Raw genomic sequence first — 15,935 nt, 5'->3', positions numbered from 1 at the left:
TGGACTGAAAACTCAGTCCCAGGGCAGGCTTGCCGGATCGAACCGCGTTTGATCCGGCAATGTCAGGCCAAGCCACCCCTGCACACCGGGCCAGATGATGGTGCGATACTGCCCGAAATTGGCATACCGCACCTCAAAGCAGCCCCGGTTGCGCTCGATCGATGACGGCGCGTAAAGTTCAAGCGGCGTCATCATCCCCGTGGTAATGGTCTTGGCAAGGCTTTCGCGTGCTACCCAAAGCAGGCAGGCCGCCCCATGATCATCCAAATCATGGGCGCGGATCATCGTCCGTATATCGGGCGCGATCCCGTCCAGAATTGCGGGCACATCCTTCATCACCGGCAGATCAACATCAATGCCCAGCGGATGGGCACGATGAAACACAAGCGCCACCGCAAACCGGTCCGAATGCGACAGCGAAACCGACATGCCCTGCACATCTTCCCCGCCGCCAGCAATCATTGGCTGATCAAAAACCCCTGATCCGATTTCAATCGATTGCGGATCAACCCCCGGCAAATGGGCCGCCAACGCGGCCTTCGCTGCCAACCGCCCGCTGATAAAACTTTTCCGGCGGCGATCATGCTTGAGTCCCGCCAGCCGGGCTTTTTCGACTGCGTGCAACTGGCTTTCTGCCAGTTTGTTACACCCGGCATCGTCCATATCGCCAAGATCAAAAACCGCCAGCGTCGCCCGCAGGATATCGGACGGCGCAAACGTGCCGGTGCCCTTCGGGCGCTCGAACACAAGGCGATGGGTTCTGATCGGGGGCATGCGGTAGCCTTTTATGCGTCATTGCAAACAGACAAAAAAGAATGCCCAAAGCATGCTTTGGGCATTCCCGAAATACAATCTGAAAACCTGATGATCAATCAGGCCTTGGCGGTCGTCGCACCTGCTGCCGGTTTGGCAGTGGTTTTGCCGCCTTTGACAAATTCGGACGCCTTGCGTTTGCCGTCTTCGAATTCGTCCTTGAAACGACCTTTCATTTCATCGGCGTCGAAATCGGCAACCGTGCCGCCCTTGGCAAAGTGCCAGGCGAAAACACGACCCAGCGCATAGGTGCAGGCACCGGCAAAGGTCGGCATGGCGACAACGCCAAAGATCGTGCCGACAACCGGAACCTTGCGCACCAGTGCCGCCGTTGCATAACCGACACCGGTCATCGGCAGAACCGTTGCAACCAGGGTCGAAATCGAATTCTTGATCGCGTTCTCGGAGAACGGAACACCGTAAATGTCGCAAAGTTTTGCAAGCATCCGCAGCTGGATGGTGCTGCTGGTGGCCATTTCAAGGAACGGGATCGGAACAAGACCACCAACCGCAGCATAAACGCTATGGCGATGGATGCAGTCACGGGACTGGGCACGAATTTCATCCGCCTTCGCGACAGCCACTTCTTCAGTCTCTTCGATGGTTTCTGCTTCGCTCATTATCGCCTCTTGAATGTCTACCTTCAGGTTGATGATCTGCACGCAAAATTTATTCTTCAACTTTACCTGAACTAACCCAAAGTAGCAACGTGCAACACCCTTTATTTGCTACCGGTTTTTGAAATTTCAGGCTGCCCCGCACTCTCATGTGTCGCGGCAGGTTCCATATCGCTCTGTTTGACAACACCACCCCCGTCACCACTGGTCGGATCAAACACCGGGGCAATCGATTTCAGAACATCTCCGGCCGTTTTACCCGCCGTTGAAACATCCTCTGACGCCCCCGCTGTCGGGGCTGTCGGCTTCATCGGGGGTGTTACCGGCGGTGTGGCCGAATTTGCCGCACCGGGGCGCGCACGTTTGTCCGACGGATCGGTCGGGGCGCGAACGCCCGGCGAAATCGCATTTTGCGGCGCGATTTCCTGCGACCGTGCATTAAGCGCCCCGGCATTCGGCAGGCTTTCGGCCGTATCGTTCACAAGCTCCGCCCCCGAACCGGAATCCGGGGTGCTGGCCGTCGGTGCATCCGCGGTATTGAGGATCACGGGCAGGCCATCCTTGCCGCCAATGATGATCGTCTTGCTGTTTTTCGATGTTGCAAGGGTCATGGTCGCTTCGATACCGCGCAGGCGCAGATATTCCTCGGTGATCGTTTTGGCGACGATATCCTGGAATTCCCGAATACCTTCCGCCTCGATCTTCTTGCGCTGCTTTTCCTTTTCCTCGCGCGCCAGACGGAAATCATATTCCAGCATCGCCTGATACTGTTCGGCCTTGCGTTCAATCGCATCCGCCACGCGTTCCGGCAGTGTCACGGACCGGATCAGAACGTCTTCAACCGTCACCAGCCGCCCCTGGAAGCTTTGATTGACCAGCGACGATCCAAGTTCGTTGACCATGCGTTCAAGGATTTCCGCCTGAATGAAGGCACGGGTTTCGGTATAAAGCTGTTCAGGGGTGTACCGCGAAATCAGTTCACGCGCATGCGATCCGATTTCCGGATATACAAGGACTTCGGCATAATTCGGCCCGACCAGCTTGTGCAGCATCCCGACCGCTTCGCGGTTGATGCGATAACGCACCGCGATGTCGACTTCCATCGACAGGCCGTTCGATGAAATCGTGTCATAAACGCGCGCCTGATTCTGCAGGCGGGCGTCATAGATATACATTTCATCCCACGGGAAGATCATGTGAATACCTTCGCCGTAGCTTTTATCAATGACCGTACCGCCAAAGAACCGGTACCACATTACCGCAACATGCCCGGCGGGCACGGTAATGAAAATCTGTGGCGCCAACGCGAAAATAGCGACCAGCAGGAACAGAAGACCGATCAGAAAAGCCGTGCGCAACCGCCGCAGGCGTACGCCAGCACTAATGAAAAAGCGCCGCCAAAAGATCGACCATCGCCCTCTTTTGCGGGCGGTTCCGTTTTCGTCTGGTGCACCGGGTGCGACTGTCGCGCTATCAACCATTCATCATCTCGTCGTCGGGTGTATCGTGACGTATGCTGATCGCCCGTCAGTCATCATCTTAATCATAATCAAGGTCTTTAAGCTTTTCACGAAGCTCCCGCGACGGGCGCGCAACGATCTGAACCAGAAAATCGCCAATCGGGGTAATCACAATCGCCAGCAGGAAATGCCCCAGAAACCCGAATGATGTCCGGCGTCCCAGCATGCCGCAAACAATGCAGGCCAATAGATAAATTACAATCAAAATCAAATGCATCGTTTCGCCACCCGAATTCCTGTTATTGCGCGATTACGCCTTCTTCACGCCGTTTTCCCGTCCTGATCGAATTTCAGGCCATCCTTGAATTTCTGGCGGAACTCGGCCTCCGCCTTTTTGGCGTCAAAATCCGCCATCGTCCCGCCTGCGGCGTAATGCTGCTGAAAAACCCGACCAAGCGCATAGGTAAATGCGGCATTGAAACCCGGCATGGTCACGATGCTCAGTGCCGATCCGACAACCGGCATCACCTTGGCAAGATTGGCAAATATCCCCGTCCCCAAAAGAGCCCGCCCCAAAACGCTGCTGGTAATGCACGCCGTTAAGGCTGCGATCACGGATTTGCCGCTGCTTTTGTTGAACGCAACACCGTAAACATCGCTCAGTTCCGCCAGCATTTTAAGCTGCACGGCAACCGTGGCCGCAGAATCGACAACAGGGATCGGAACAAAACCGGTCGTGGCCGCCCAAAGGGTATTGCGTTGCACAACACCACTTGCAAGCCGGTGCTGTTTGCGCCGTTTCAGCACTTCAAGCGTTTCAGCCCCCATCACGTCCCCCGGTTTATTGTCCCGCGGCAAATCATAATCGCTAACTATCGGCACTGCAAACCGAATCAAGGTTTTATACAGCCTTGACCCAACCCCCGATGCAATCAACCATATGGTTTGTGAAAGCGGGTTTCTGAGGATATAACCGGCTTAACAGGACTGTGTTTTGAAAATATATGTCGCCGGAGACACGTTTTGAAGCTGTCTACCAAGATCGGGCTGGCTCTTTTCCTTGTGCTTGCAAGCGCACTTAGCATGACCACGGTCCTGAACTATCTGCGATTCGACCAGACCCTGCACACCCTTCTGGCCCAGCGGATGACCGTGATTCTCAATGAAACCAGTCAGGATATCCTTGCTGGTATCGATCTGGGCTTGCGGCTGGAAAACATGGAAAACCTGCAACCAATCCTGAACCGGCGTCTGGATATGTCCAATGATATCCGCAATGTTGCCGTTCTTGATTGTGACGGCACCATCATCAGCAACGCCGACCGATCGCCAGACAGCTCCCCCGATGATCAAGCGCTCTCTGGCGCAGCAATCCCCCAACAGGCCCACGATCAGTGGATCGATTTCACACCGGGCATCGCCACCGCCGGACAGGTCCTGCGCGACAGCCTCGGCCAATGCGCCGGGCAGGTCGTCATTACGGCAAGCGCCGAAACCTCCGAAGCCAAACTTGCCAATGCCTTCTCCGAAATGTGGAAATCGGCGGCCTTGGGCATGGGCATGATTATCCCCATTTTTGGCGTTCTGTTCATTCTGATGCGCCGCCGCCATCGCGTTTTCGAAGAACTGCACGAAGATCTGGCGCGCGCGGTTGCGGGCAAGGCCCCCAATATCCGCCCCCATGATGGCGATGTCCTGACCCAAAGCGAAATCGAACTGATTTCCCTGTACCGCGAAATCCGCGATCAGTTGCCCCACGACACTCAAAATGACGGCACCGAACGCACATCAAAAACCCCGGCGGAGCCCCTGAAATGACCCTCTCTGCCAATCCCGACACCAAAACCGATACCCCCGCACCTGCTCATGGCGGCAATATCCGAAGCCGCCTTTTCCCCAAGGGCACGATCTGGATTCTGCTGCTGTTCAGCACGATCTCGCTTTGCATTGCCTTGGTCGGGATTTCTTGGCGGGCCGCCGAACTGGCGCGTGCTGATCTGCAAACCGAAATCCGCGAAAAGGCCGAAATCGAAGCCCGGGTTCTTGGCGAAAAAATCGAAAATGCCCTGCGGCTCGGCATTCCGCTCCGCGAGATTGTCGGCTTCGAAGCCGTCGTCTATCAGCTTCGCGATGGCGACCCCGATCTGGTTTTTGCCGCCATCACCGACATGGGGGGCGACATCCTGCATGCGGGCGGCCTGCCATCGGATGAAATCGCCACCGCTCTAACGGCCCCGTCGGGCAACGATACCGCCTATATCGTGACACGCCTCAACCTGCCCCGCGCCGAAGGGCATGACGATATCGAAGTTGTCCTTGGTCATGCCCGTGCCGCCCTGATGCGCCCGGTGACGGATAATCTTTATGACATTGCGATCATTTTCATCATAACCCTCGCCCTGTCGTTCGAGCTGATGTTGCTGGTGTTAACCGTCAATGTCGCCCTGCCAGTAAGGGTCGCGCGCAAGGTTCTGGGCAATGTGCGCGACCGCAAATTTACCCTGCTGCATGGCCAAAGCACCCATGACGAAATCGGCCAGTTCATGGAACGGATCAATTCCCTGATCAACACCACCGCCAAAAAGGTCGGAACCCATCCCCAGCGCGAACGCGAGGTAAAGCTGATCGGTGTTCGCATGCTGGCCTTCATGTTCGTCCTTGCCGAAGAACTGGCCCGGCCAATCATGCCCGCCTTCTTCAGCCAGGTCACATCCCACAGCATTGATGGGCAGCTTGGTGCTGGCGTGGTCATGGCGGTTCATCTTCTGATGGTTGCCCTTGCCATGCCGATCTGCAGCCTGTTTCAGGAACAGGTCGGGTCACTACGCATGTATCTGTGCGGCGCGTTTCTGGCGACGCTTGGCCTGATTGGCACCGCCTTTGCTGTTGGCATCTGGGATCTTGTCCTGTGGCGGGCATTGTCGGGCATCGGTTACGCCACCACCTTTGTCGCCTGTCAGTCCTATGTCCTTGATGCCACCAATGACAGCAACCGCACACAGGGGACTGCCATGATGGTCAGCGGCATCATGCTGGCTGATATCTGCGGCCCGGCAATTGGCGGGATTGCTGCGGGCCATTTCGGCCCGGACATGACCTTTATCGCCGGTGCGACCATTGCGTTCCTCGCAGTCCTTCTGGCCTTCTTCCTGATGGATAACATGGTGCGCGGCAAAACCCCGCCACCGATCCCGACACGTGCCGCCCTTCGCGCCATGCTCGGCAATCGCCGTTTGCAGGTCCTGATCCTGTTCGCCGCCATTCCCGCCAAACTGATCCTCAGCGGCTTTTTATATTACCTGACCCCGATGATCCTGCTGCAATCGGGTGCAACCACGGCTGAAACCGGGCGGGTGATCATGCTTTATGGGCTGGTCGCGATCCTGACCGGCTGGGCAGCGGCAAAATGGACCGACAAGAACCAGAACGAAACCCGCGCGGTCGGCATTGGCGGCGGGTTGACCGCTGCCGGGTTATTGCTGGCGGGCTGGCTTCCGGAATATGCCCTGTTTGCGGTTGCCGTCGCCCTGCTCGGTCTGGCGCAGGCGACCTCAATCCCCGCACAGCTTTCCGCCAGCCTTAAACTCAGCAAGGATTTCACCAAGGATCACGGCACCGGCCCGGTTCTTGCCGTCCTGCGTCTTGCCGAACGGCTGGGCGGGGCTGCAGGTCCGTTGCTTGCCGCCGGTCTGACCCTTCTGGTCGGAACAACGCACGCGGTTCTGATCTTCGGGGCCTTTGCTGCTGTTTCGGTTCTGTGCTTTGAACTTCTGATCGGCCATGTGCCAGCAGAACAGAAAAACGAGGGAGGAACGAAATGACCTTTTCCCTTCTCCCCGCTTTTCGTCTGTTGGGCATTCTTGTGGCCATCGCCGTCTCAATCTTTGCTCCGGCGGCATATGCACAATCACAACCGGGCCCGCTTAAAATCGCCATGATCCTTTGGCGGGGTGAAACCAATGTCGAACAGGGATTTCGCGCCTATTTCGACGAAAACAACATCCCCGTCGATCTGACCATTCATGACGTTGCGCGTGATCTGTCGCGCGTGCCCGCCATCATTGATCAGATCCGCAAAGACCCACCCGATCTGGTTTACACATGGGGCACCGGGATCACGTCGGCCGTGGTCGGCAAATATGATGCCGTCGATCCGGCGCAAAACATTACCGACCTTCCGGTGGTTTATGTGATGGTTTCATCTCCATGGAAAACCGGCATTGCTGCCCCTGCAGGCCAAAGCCGCCCCAATGTCACCGGGGCAACCCACATCGCCCCGCTTGCCGCCCAGATCAATGCCATCCGTGCCTATCGCCCGATGGACAAACTCGGTGTGGTCTATAACAGCCGCGAAGACAATTCCGTTTCCAACGTCGCCGATCTGACCGAACTGGGCCGCGAAATGGGCTTCGAAGTCCTGGCCGCTCCGCTCGGCAGCGATGGCGAACCCTCACAGGATGACATTCCCCCTGCCGTTGCCGAACTCGCCAGAAAGGGGGCCGACATCCTGTATATCGGACCGGACAATTTCATCGGCAATTATCGCGATACCCTGACCGATGCCGGTTTTGCCAACGGGCTTGCCGCCTTTAGCGCGACCGAACTTGAAGTCCGCGACGGCCACGCCATGCTGGGCCTTGTCAGCCGTTATGAACTTGTCGGCCGCCTTGCCGCCAGCAAGGTCGAACAGATCCTGATCGATGGCATATCGCCGGCCGATATACCGGTCGAAACACTTGACCGGTTTTCCTATCTGATCCGGCTGTCATCGGCGCGGAAGCTTAAACTCTATCCGCCGCTGTCGCTGCTTGATTACGCGGAAGTCATCGAATGAGCACCCTGACCCGGCTTGATCCATCCCACCTTCCGGCCATCATCGCCCTGCATCACAGGGTGATCGCCGATCTGCCGCCGGGCAATGCCGCCACCGAAACCGATCAGTTCTTTGCCGATCATCTTGATGCCTGCGGGCAAATCTTTGGCGTCTTTGACGATGATCGTCTGATGGCCTATTGCGTGCTGGGATTGCCGCGTGATGGTGATCCCAATTTCGGCACCGACCATCACCTGCCCCCCGATCTGCTGGGCCAGGTCGCCCATATCGACGGGGTCGCCGTTGATCCAAAATGGCGCGGACAGGGGTGGCAACGCCGGATGGTGGAACACCGCATCGAAATCGCCCGGAAATGCGGGCGCACCATCGCGCTCAGCACCGTCGCCCCGACCAATTTTCCAAGCCTGATCAGCACCGTATCAACTGGCCTTGCCATTCATGCCTTGATCGCAAAATTTGGCGGAAACCGGTTCTTGCTGCGACGGGATATCGGCCCCGATCAGGATGCAAAATCCGACCGCGCCCCTGATACCGCCATCTGGTGCGCCAGCGACGATCTTGCGACCTGCCGGAAATTGCTTGATGACGGATTTATCGGCCAGTTTTGCCAGTCATCGGGCCGCGGAACTGCCCCGCGCATCGGCTGGGCGTCGCTTACGTCCGCTTAATGTCGCGGCTTATTGCTGATAGGTATAATTCCATTTGCGCTGCCCTTTCGGGTCGGCCTGCTGATAATAGGGCTGCCAGTCGCAGGCATGCGCATCGGTTTCCCAATAACACGCTGCCCCCTTATGGAACGGCAGGAAATTGCCCTTTTTGAACATGTCGTCAGCAACGACACTCCGGAATGTCGGATACATTTCCTTCATCCGGTCGATATTTTCATGCACGATCCGCGTGATCCAGTACACCACATACGGATCAGCCGGTTCATACGCAATCAGCGACGCCTTGAAGCCATAGGATGAAATCGCTTCTTCCTGCGCGCTATATGTCTTTGCTGGCAAAACCTGATTAAAGAAATACTGGTTTGCCTTGACCATTTCATCGGTCAAAGGCCCCCCCATGCCAACAACCCGCGCCCCGCAGCCAAGCGTATCTTCGATCAGCGACGCCGGATGCCCGATCCAAAGACCGAACGCATCGATATAATTCTCGCAGATGCCAAGCTCGTTATAATCCTGCGCAACGCCGTAAACGGTATCAAGATCGTCCAGCGTCAATTTGTATCGCGACAGAAGTTCAAGCCACAATTCCCGCGATGCCGATCCTTCCGGTCCGATATTGATGCGTTTGCCGCGCAGATCAGCGATCGATTCAATATCGGAATCATTGCGCACCACCAGCAATCCCATTTCATCATGCAACGACATCACCGACCGCGCACCGGGGATCGGCGCAATACCCTTCTGCGCTTCCCAGTTATTGTTCGACTGCACGATGGCAAGCTGCACCCGCCCTTCCTTCATCAGGCGGATATTGCTGCCGACCCCCTGGGATCGCAATGGTACGCAATGCACCCGATGGCGTTCAAAGGTCCGGCTCATCATGTCGCAAATCTGGGCGGCAACCTTGAAATACACGCCACTCGTACTGCCGCTGTAAATCGCCGCGTAATAGGATCGCTCCGTCTGGCCATCACCGGCAATCACATCGATATTGCTTAACGCTGCCAGACTGGCCGGGTCACTTGCCCGGCGGCGGTATTGCGACAACGGAATGGCATCGGGCTTGTAAATCAGGCCGTTGATCAGATCGGGATTGGATTTTGCCGGGTCGATGATGGCATCGTCATATGTGTCGACGTCGATACTCGGCAGCACGTCAACCGGCGACATGTCGGCACTTGCGTCCTCGGCAGCGGTGCCGTTTTCCTGCGCATACGCACCCGTCGCCCCCGCTGACAACAGCATCGCCAGCATACCGGTCGCAATCATTCTCATGCCGAGCTCAAAACGCAAAACCGTTCACTCATCGTTAGTGATGAACCATTACCCGCATCCTAAAGGATCATCGGGAAGCCCGTCGAGAGCGAAGATGAATTAATACCCTTATTCTCAGCGATTTAACACAATCATCTTCACGGCAATCCTGCCCAAACGTCGATATTCAGATTGTGTTTGACGCAACATCATACGCCCCTCATAAACCACAGGGACATATAATATAAAACCGGACCACGGCCAGATTTCGGAGAAGACGATGACGTCCATCATCGCCCTTGATCCCGGGCGCAACGATATTTATCAGGCTTTCGACCTGATATCCTCCTGGCCGGAATACTGCCAAAGCCCGCTGATCCGCGCCACTGGCCTGGCCCGCGAACTGGGTCTTGGCACCGTCTGGATCAAGGATGAAAGCAAACGGTTCGGTCTCGGCGGGGTCAAGGCACTTGGGGCCCCCTATGGCCTGAAACAGCAGCTTTTGAAACGCGGTCTCATCCCCGGAAGCCCCCAATGCGCAGGCTATACCGCCGTCGCCGCAACCGATGGCAATCACGGCCTTGCCGTTGCATGGGCGGCCCGGAAATTCGGCTGTCATGCGCGGATTTATGTCGGGTCCGAAGTCGATCAGGCCCGCATCACGCGCATCATCGATAACGGCGCTGAAATCGTCCGGATTGATGGCACCTATGACGATGCGGTCCTTGCCGCCGAAAATGCCTCACAATCGACCGACGTGCTTCTGATCACCGATACCGACTATGGCCACGAACTCGACGTTACCCGCGACATCATGGCGGGTTACGCGGTTCTGGGGATCGAATGCGCCCGGCAGCTTCAGGCTGAAAACATCACCCCCGATCATGTTTTCCTGCAATGCGGGGTCGGCGGAATGGCGGCGGGTTGCGCCATCGGGCTCTGGCATGAAAGCGGCCAGAAACCGAATGTCTGCACGGTAGAGGCAACAAACGCAGCCTGCATTCAGGCAAGCCTCGCAACCGGCGAACTGACATCGGTTCCGGGCAAACTCCTGACCCGCATGATCGGGCTTTCATGTGGCAAACCGAGTCTTCCGGCATTTGAAATCCTGCGCGAAGTCTCCACCCAAAGCATCGCGATTGATGATGATGTTGCCCTTCTGGTTCAGAACGCGCTTTCCGCCGGGATCAATGGCGACGCCCCGCTTGAAACATGGGATACCGGAATTGCCGGAATTGCCGGGCTTTGGCATGTGGCAAAAAACAACGATCTTCGCGCCCGTTTTGGTCTGAATGCCCAAAGCAACGTGCTTGTGATCAACAGCGAAGGCCCCATTCCGCTGCCCTACCGCGCAACGATCTGAATTCTTTCGACGCGAAAAAGGCTTTCCGTTATGCCACCGACTGGACAGCCCTGCCGGGCACCGGTACAGTCGCGGGCAAACACCCGCGTCGGGTTCTATGGGGACTGCAAACAGATGAAATTGCTTGAACTGTTGTCTTGGGGAGATAACAGACTGATGGCCCGGCTTGCCTTTGCCGGTGCGCTATCGGGTGCGGGCAGTGCGGTTCTGCTGGGGCTCGTCAATACCGCCGCCGAAGGCATCGCCGATAACGGCGTGGACCGGGTTGACTGGCTTCTGGCAGGCGGCTTCATCGCCCTTGCCGTCGTCTATTTCCTGGCCGAAGTTTTCCTGCTCGCCAATATCTCGACCCAGATCGAACAGGGCATCGACAAGGTGCGCCGCAAACTGCTTGATCAGATTGCGCATGCCGACTTTGCACAGCTTGAAACCTTTGGTCAAGCCCGCCTGTTTGACAGCATTACCCAAAGCACACAGGTCATTTCGCAAAACTCGCACATGATCGGCATGTCGTTCCGATCCCTTCTGCTGGTCGTTGCGGTAATGTGCTATGTTTTCTGGCTCTCCACGCTGGCCTTTTTCCTGATCGTGCTGGTGATCGGGGCCGGGATCGTCATTTACCTGCGCATGGGCAAAGAACTCGGCATGTGGTTTGGCAAACTCCATCACGCCGAAAATGCCCTGTTTGGCAAGATTGCCGATCTGTTTTCCGGCATCCGCGAAGTTCGCATGTGGTCGTCGCGCAGCAGCACCCTTTTCAATGCCTTTTCGGCAAACTCACTGCAAAAGGAACAGATCACCGCTGAAACCCACAGCCTGATGTTTCGGCAGATGATCATGGGTATGACGGCCTTTTATGTCCTGCTGGCCGTGATCGTCTTTATCGTGCCGGTCTATGCCGACAATTTCGGATCAACGATATCAAAGGTCAGCACGGCCGTCCTGTTCATGATCGGCCCGATCAGCACCGTGGTGCAGGCAATGGCGGTGCTGGGTTCGGCGGAACAGGCTGCTGCGCGCATGGTCACCCTGTCACAGGATTTGCGCGCGATTGCCGAACCGGTTGAAGAAAACGGCACCAGACTGCCCGATACATTTTCAAATATCGCGTTCGAGGATGTCTGCTTTACCTATCCCAACCGCGACCCGCGCCACGGCTTCATGCTTGGCCCGATCAGCCTCTCGGTCAAAAAGGGCGAACTGATCTTTATTACCGGCGGCAACGGGGCGGGAAAATCGACCCTGATCAAGCTTCTGACCGCCCTTTATCGGCCGGTATCCGGGGCCATCCGGTTTGATGATATCCAGCTTGGCGCGCAAACCATCGCGTCCTTCCGTGACAAGATCGCCACCGTGTTTTCCGATTTCCACCTGTTTTCGGAATTGCACGGATCGGCCGAAATTGATCCCGACGAAGCCTCCCACTGGCTGAACCTGTTTGAACTGTCCCATGTGACGGGCATTCGCGATGGCAAATTCGTTTCCACCGCCCTGTCGGCCGGGCAACGCAAACGGCTGGGCCTGATCACCGCCCTGCTCGAACATCGCCCGATCCTTGTTCTCGATGAATGGGCCGCCGATCAGGACCCGTATTTCCGTAAAAAATTCTATTACGAAATCCTGCCACAGATAAAGGCACGCGGCACAACCATCATCGCCGTCACCCATGACGACCATTATTTCGATGCTGCCGACCGCCGCCTGCATCTCGAAGCAGGCACCCTGCACGAAATTGACCGCAACGACCCGCGTGGAAGGATCTGATCATGCTGCTTATTGATCTTCTGCGATCCAGAACCCGCATCGATCTGCGCCATGCCGTGGGCCTGCTGTCACTGGCATCGATTGCCACCACCATGGTACTGATCATCGTCAACCTCGCCGCCGAACAGGCCGAAGACGGCGTTGCCAGCATGCGCTATCTCGGCATGATGGGCCTGTCGCTGATCGGCTATATCTGGGCCCAGAAGAAATCCAGCGACATGATCGCCGCCGAGGTGGAACACATCCTCCATCAGCTTCGCCTTGGCATGTTTGATCGCGTGCGAAAAGCCGCCCCCGATACCCTATCCAGGGTCGGACAGGGTGCGGTTCAAACCGCGCTGACCCAGGAAATGCAAACCGTATCCGCCGCCCTGCCCCTGATGCTGAACGGCGTACAGCAGGTGGTCCTGATCATCTGTGTCGCGGCCTATCTTGCGTGGCTGTCGACCTTTGCCTTTGTGATGATTTCGGTTCTGGCCATCGTGGTTTCGACCATCCACCTGCAACGCATCCGTAAAATCAATGATGCGACCCGTGATGCGATTGATGATGAAAACCTGCTCTTTGGCGGGTTGTCCGATCTTCTGCATGGCTTCAAGGAAGTCAAAATGAACAGTCGGCGTCGTGCCGCACTTCTGGGTGCGCTCAATGAGCGATCCATCCGGGCACGCGATACCAAATCCGTGGTCAAGGCCCAGTGGTCGCGCGAATTCGCCCTGATCCAGCTGGCTTTCTACGGGATGATGGCGGCCATGGTGTTCATCGTTCCGATTTTCACATCGGACTATCATGACGTTGCCGTGCAAACCACGACCGCGGCCCTGTTCATGATCGGCCCGATCGGGGCGGTGGTTGCCGCCGTGCCCAGCTTTACTGATTCCGATGTGGCACTACGCAAGATCAAGGATATCGATGATCAGCTCGAAGACGCCCTTGACGCCCAACACGCGCAGGAGGCCACGAACGGCACGTCATCGCCCGAAACCCTAAAAAAATTCCAGGATGCCCTTGGCAATATCGCCGAAATCAGCCTGCGTGACGTTCGTTTCTCCTATCCCGGCACGTCGGACAGCCCGGGTTTTGCCGTCGGCCCGATCAACGCCACCTTCAAAAAGGGTGAAATCACCTTTATCACCGGCGGCAATGGGGCGGGAAAATCGACGATCATCGCGGTCCTGACCGGCCTTCGCCCGGCGGCAGGCGGATCAATCATGGTCAATGACTGCCCGGTGCCGACCGACGCCCTGCAGCTTTATCGCGATCATTTCGCGACCGTGCTGTCGGACTATCACCTGTTTCGCGAACTCTACGGCATTGATGATATCGATCCGAAGCGGGTTCAAACACTGCTCAAACAGATGGAAATCGACGACAAGGTTGAACTCGATGACAACGCCTTTTCAACGACCTCGCTGTCACAGGGGCAACGCAAACGCCTTGCCCTGATTGCGGCCCTGCTCGAAGAAAAGCCGGTTCTTGTCCTTGATGAATGGGCCGCCGATCAGGACCCGCATTTCCGCTCGGTCTTCTATGAAAAAATCCTGCCCTCCTTGCGCAAACAGGGCAAGATCATCATCTGTGTGACCCATGATGATCGCTGGTTTGATACCGCCGATACGATCTATCATGTCCGTGACGGCGAATTTGTCGACGGACGTCAAACCACCTAAGCCTGATCCATCACGCAATCAGCGCATCCTTGACCACGCGCACGATATCATCCCCGGCATCACGCAGGAAAAAATGCCCGCCAGGCAAAACATGCTTGGCAAAGTCGCCCGTGGTTGCCGCCGCCCAGTCATCCAGTTCATCCGGTACCGGGTTCGGATCATCCGCCCCGCCAAAGGCGGTAATCGGGCAGGACAGTTTGGACAATCCGGTCGAAACCGCGGTTTCCGACAATCTGAAATCCGCCCTAAGGCTGGGCTCAAACAGGGCGCGATATTCCGCATTTTCCAGAATTTCGGTGGGCGTCCCGCCATAATTGGCAATCCCCTGCCAGAACTCATCCGATGACAGATGATGCAACGGCGCCCGATGCCCGGCCACATTCGGCCCCCGCCTTGCGGCAACAAACAGATGAACCGGCACGGTCATCCCCGCCTGTTGCAGATGACAGGCCAGATGATAGGAAATCAGCGCCCCCATCGAATAACCGAAAAACGCAAACGGCCGATCCATAAAAGGCTTTAATCCCGCGGCGACGGCCTCAACCATCGCCGAAAGATCATCAATCACCGGATCGCCAAACCGCTGTTCGCGCCCCGGCAGATTGACCGGCACCACATCGATATCATCGGGGAATTGCGTCAGCCACGGCCGATAGGCCAACGCACCACCCCCGGCAAACGGAAAACAGAACAGCCGCAACCGGGCACCCGCCGTGATATTCTGACCGACCCAGACATTTTGCGTCATGTTTCTTTCCGCCCCAATTGCCGACAGCTTTACCTGTCGCAATATTATCGCGCAAATTCAAGCCGCTAAAATCCGGCCTCATCAAACCCGCGCCAGCGCCCCGGAAAATCCATCAATGGTGTCAATCGCGATCAATGTGGCGCGTGCCTGTGCCAATGGGTCGGTTTCGCCCGTTGCCTTGAATGCCGCCTCGTAATCGCACCAGCCCTGATAAAAATCCCGGCCCATCGCATCCCCGTCAAACAGCCAGCACGACAGGGCCTCGATATCACGGCTCGGGTCACGATATTCGATATCGATGCCGATCATGGCATCCGGGTCTTTGGCAATCGCCACCGCCACAAGGTCGCGGCTGTGGCTGATGCTGGCACAATGGATCACACCATCAATGATCAGGCCGGGCCGGCCGGAACTTTGCCGCACGGTTTCATATGTCCCATCCCCGTCGATATCCGGCCAGATATAATGTCCAAGATCGCCCAGCATCTGCCACGCGCGGGCCGAACTTTGGCGGCGTTTTTCCGCGCGATCCTCCTTCAGATCATCGATCCGCTGCCAGCACCATAAAACGTTGCCCCCAAACGCGGTCTTGACATCGATGATTGCGTTTTTTTTCATGTATCTGGCAAGTTTTGGTTGTTTTGTTGGCGACGGGTTCATTAAATCAGGGAGGTCTGCCCGGCTCGGGCAATAAAAAACGCGATAATTGATCCGATCAACCGGATCAATCGGATAATATCAATA

The 15,935-nt window shown here is 56.7% G+C and carries 15 protein-coding genes; 7 read left to right on the top strand and 8 right to left on the bottom strand.

The window, feature by feature from the left end:
* Positions 1–12: 12 nt before the first annotated feature.
* From TH468_RS18455 to TH468_RS18435, 5 genes are all read right to left on the bottom strand, one after another.
* Positions 13–774 carry a 4'-phosphopantetheinyl transferase superfamily protein gene (locus TH468_RS18455; protein WP_085646014.1) on the bottom strand — a complete coding sequence of 254 codons (762 nt, stop codon included), beginning with the start codon at positions 772–774 and terminating at the stop codon, positions 13–15.
* 98 nt (positions 775–872) lie between these two features.
* Positions 873–1,433: a YcjF family protein gene (locus tag TH468_RS18450; protein ID WP_062953554.1), complete on the bottom strand. Its 561-nt coding sequence runs from the start codon at positions 1,431–1,433 to the stop codon at positions 873–875.
* Between the two features lie 101 nt (positions 1,434–1,534).
* On the bottom strand, positions 1,535–2,911 hold the full coding sequence (locus TH468_RS18445) for a prohibitin family protein (RefSeq protein WP_085646012.1): 1,377 nt from the start codon (positions 2,909–2,911) through the stop codon (positions 1,535–1,537).
* Positions 2,912–2,969: 58 nt separating this feature from the next.
* Complete coding sequence (locus TH468_RS18440; protein ID WP_062953552.1) at positions 2,970–3,167, bottom strand: hypothetical protein; 198 nt, start codon at positions 3,165–3,167, stop codon at positions 2,970–2,972.
* 44 nt (positions 3,168–3,211) lie between these two features.
* On the bottom strand, positions 3,212–3,718 hold the full coding sequence (locus TH468_RS18435) for a YcjF family protein (protein ID WP_085646011.1): 507 nt from the start codon (positions 3,716–3,718) through the stop codon (positions 3,212–3,214).
* 195 nt (positions 3,719–3,913) lie between these two features.
* On the opposite strand from TH468_RS18435, the gene TH468_RS18430 reads away from it, so the two are divergent.
* Genes TH468_RS18430 through TH468_RS18415 form a run of 4 tightly spaced genes read left to right on the top strand, consistent with a single transcriptional unit; the run spans position 3,914 to position 8,392 of the window.
* The gene (locus TH468_RS18430) at positions 3,914–4,708 is read left to right on the top strand and encodes a hypothetical protein (protein ID WP_085646010.1); all 795 of its coding nucleotides are present in this window, start codon (positions 3,914–3,916) and stop codon (positions 4,706–4,708) included.
* Positions 4,705–6,711, top strand: coding sequence for an MFS transporter (locus TH468_RS18425; RefSeq protein ID WP_085646009.1), 2,007 nt, complete (start codon positions 4,705–4,707; stop codon positions 6,709–6,711). Before TH468_RS18430 ends, TH468_RS18425 begins: the two co-directional genes overlap by 4 nt.
* The gene (locus tag TH468_RS18420; protein WP_085646008.1) at positions 6,708–7,724 is read left to right on the top strand and encodes an ABC transporter substrate-binding protein; all 1,017 of its coding nucleotides are present in this window, start codon (positions 6,708–6,710) and stop codon (positions 7,722–7,724) included. Before TH468_RS18425 ends, TH468_RS18420 begins: the two co-directional genes overlap by 4 nt.
* On the top strand, positions 7,721–8,392 hold the full coding sequence (locus TH468_RS18415) for a GNAT family N-acetyltransferase (protein WP_085646007.1): 672 nt from the start codon (positions 7,721–7,723) through the stop codon (positions 8,390–8,392). Before TH468_RS18420 ends, TH468_RS18415 begins: the two co-directional genes overlap by 4 nt.
* 9 nt (positions 8,393–8,401) lie before the next feature.
* Here TH468_RS18415 and TH468_RS18410 read toward each other — a convergent pair whose 3' ends face one another.
* On the bottom strand, positions 8,402–9,667 hold the full coding sequence (locus tag TH468_RS18410; protein WP_085646006.1) for a TAXI family TRAP transporter solute-binding subunit: 1,266 nt from the start codon (positions 9,665–9,667) through the stop codon (positions 8,402–8,404).
* Positions 9,668–9,926: 259 nt separating this feature from the next.
* Between TH468_RS18410 and TH468_RS18405 the strand changes: the two genes are divergently transcribed.
* Genes TH468_RS18405 through TH468_RS18395 form a run of 3 tightly spaced genes read left to right on the top strand, consistent with a single transcriptional unit; the run spans position 9,927 to position 14,443 of the window.
* On the top strand, positions 9,927–11,009 hold the full coding sequence (locus tag TH468_RS18405; RefSeq protein WP_085646005.1) for a diaminopropionate ammonia-lyase: 1,083 nt from the start codon (positions 9,927–9,929) through the stop codon (positions 11,007–11,009).
* Between the two features lie 30 nt (positions 11,010–11,039).
* Positions 11,040–12,773 (top strand): cyclic peptide export ABC transporter, encoded by a 1,734-nt coding sequence (locus tag TH468_RS18400; protein ID WP_085646004.1) that lies wholly within the window; start codon positions 11,040–11,042, stop codon positions 12,771–12,773.
* Positions 12,774–12,775: 2 nt separating this feature from the next.
* The gene (locus TH468_RS18395; RefSeq protein ID WP_085646003.1) at positions 12,776–14,443 is read left to right on the top strand and encodes a cyclic peptide export ABC transporter; all 1,668 of its coding nucleotides are present in this window, start codon (positions 12,776–12,778) and stop codon (positions 14,441–14,443) included.
* 10 nt (positions 14,444–14,453) lie between these two features.
* On the opposite strand, the gene TH468_RS18390 is transcribed toward TH468_RS18395, so the two are convergent.
* Both TH468_RS18390 and TH468_RS18385 read right to left on the bottom strand, forming a co-directional pair.
* Positions 14,454–15,191 (bottom strand): thioesterase II family protein, encoded by a 738-nt coding sequence (locus tag TH468_RS18390; RefSeq protein ID WP_139834763.1) that lies wholly within the window; start codon positions 15,189–15,191, stop codon positions 14,454–14,456.
* 81 nt (positions 15,192–15,272) lie between these two features.
* The gene (locus TH468_RS18385; RefSeq protein ID WP_139834762.1) at positions 15,273–15,809 is read right to left on the bottom strand and encodes a 4'-phosphopantetheinyl transferase superfamily protein; all 537 of its coding nucleotides are present in this window, start codon (positions 15,807–15,809) and stop codon (positions 15,273–15,275) included.
* Between the last annotated feature and the right edge of the window lie 126 nt (positions 15,810–15,935).

This window comes from Thalassospira sp. MCCC 1A03138 (genome assembly GCF_002115785.1).
In the GTDB taxonomy this organism is placed as follows: domain Bacteria; phylum Pseudomonadota; class Alphaproteobacteria; order Rhodospirillales; family Thalassospiraceae; genus Thalassospira.
This window is presented reverse-complemented; position numbering and strand designations above follow the sequence as displayed.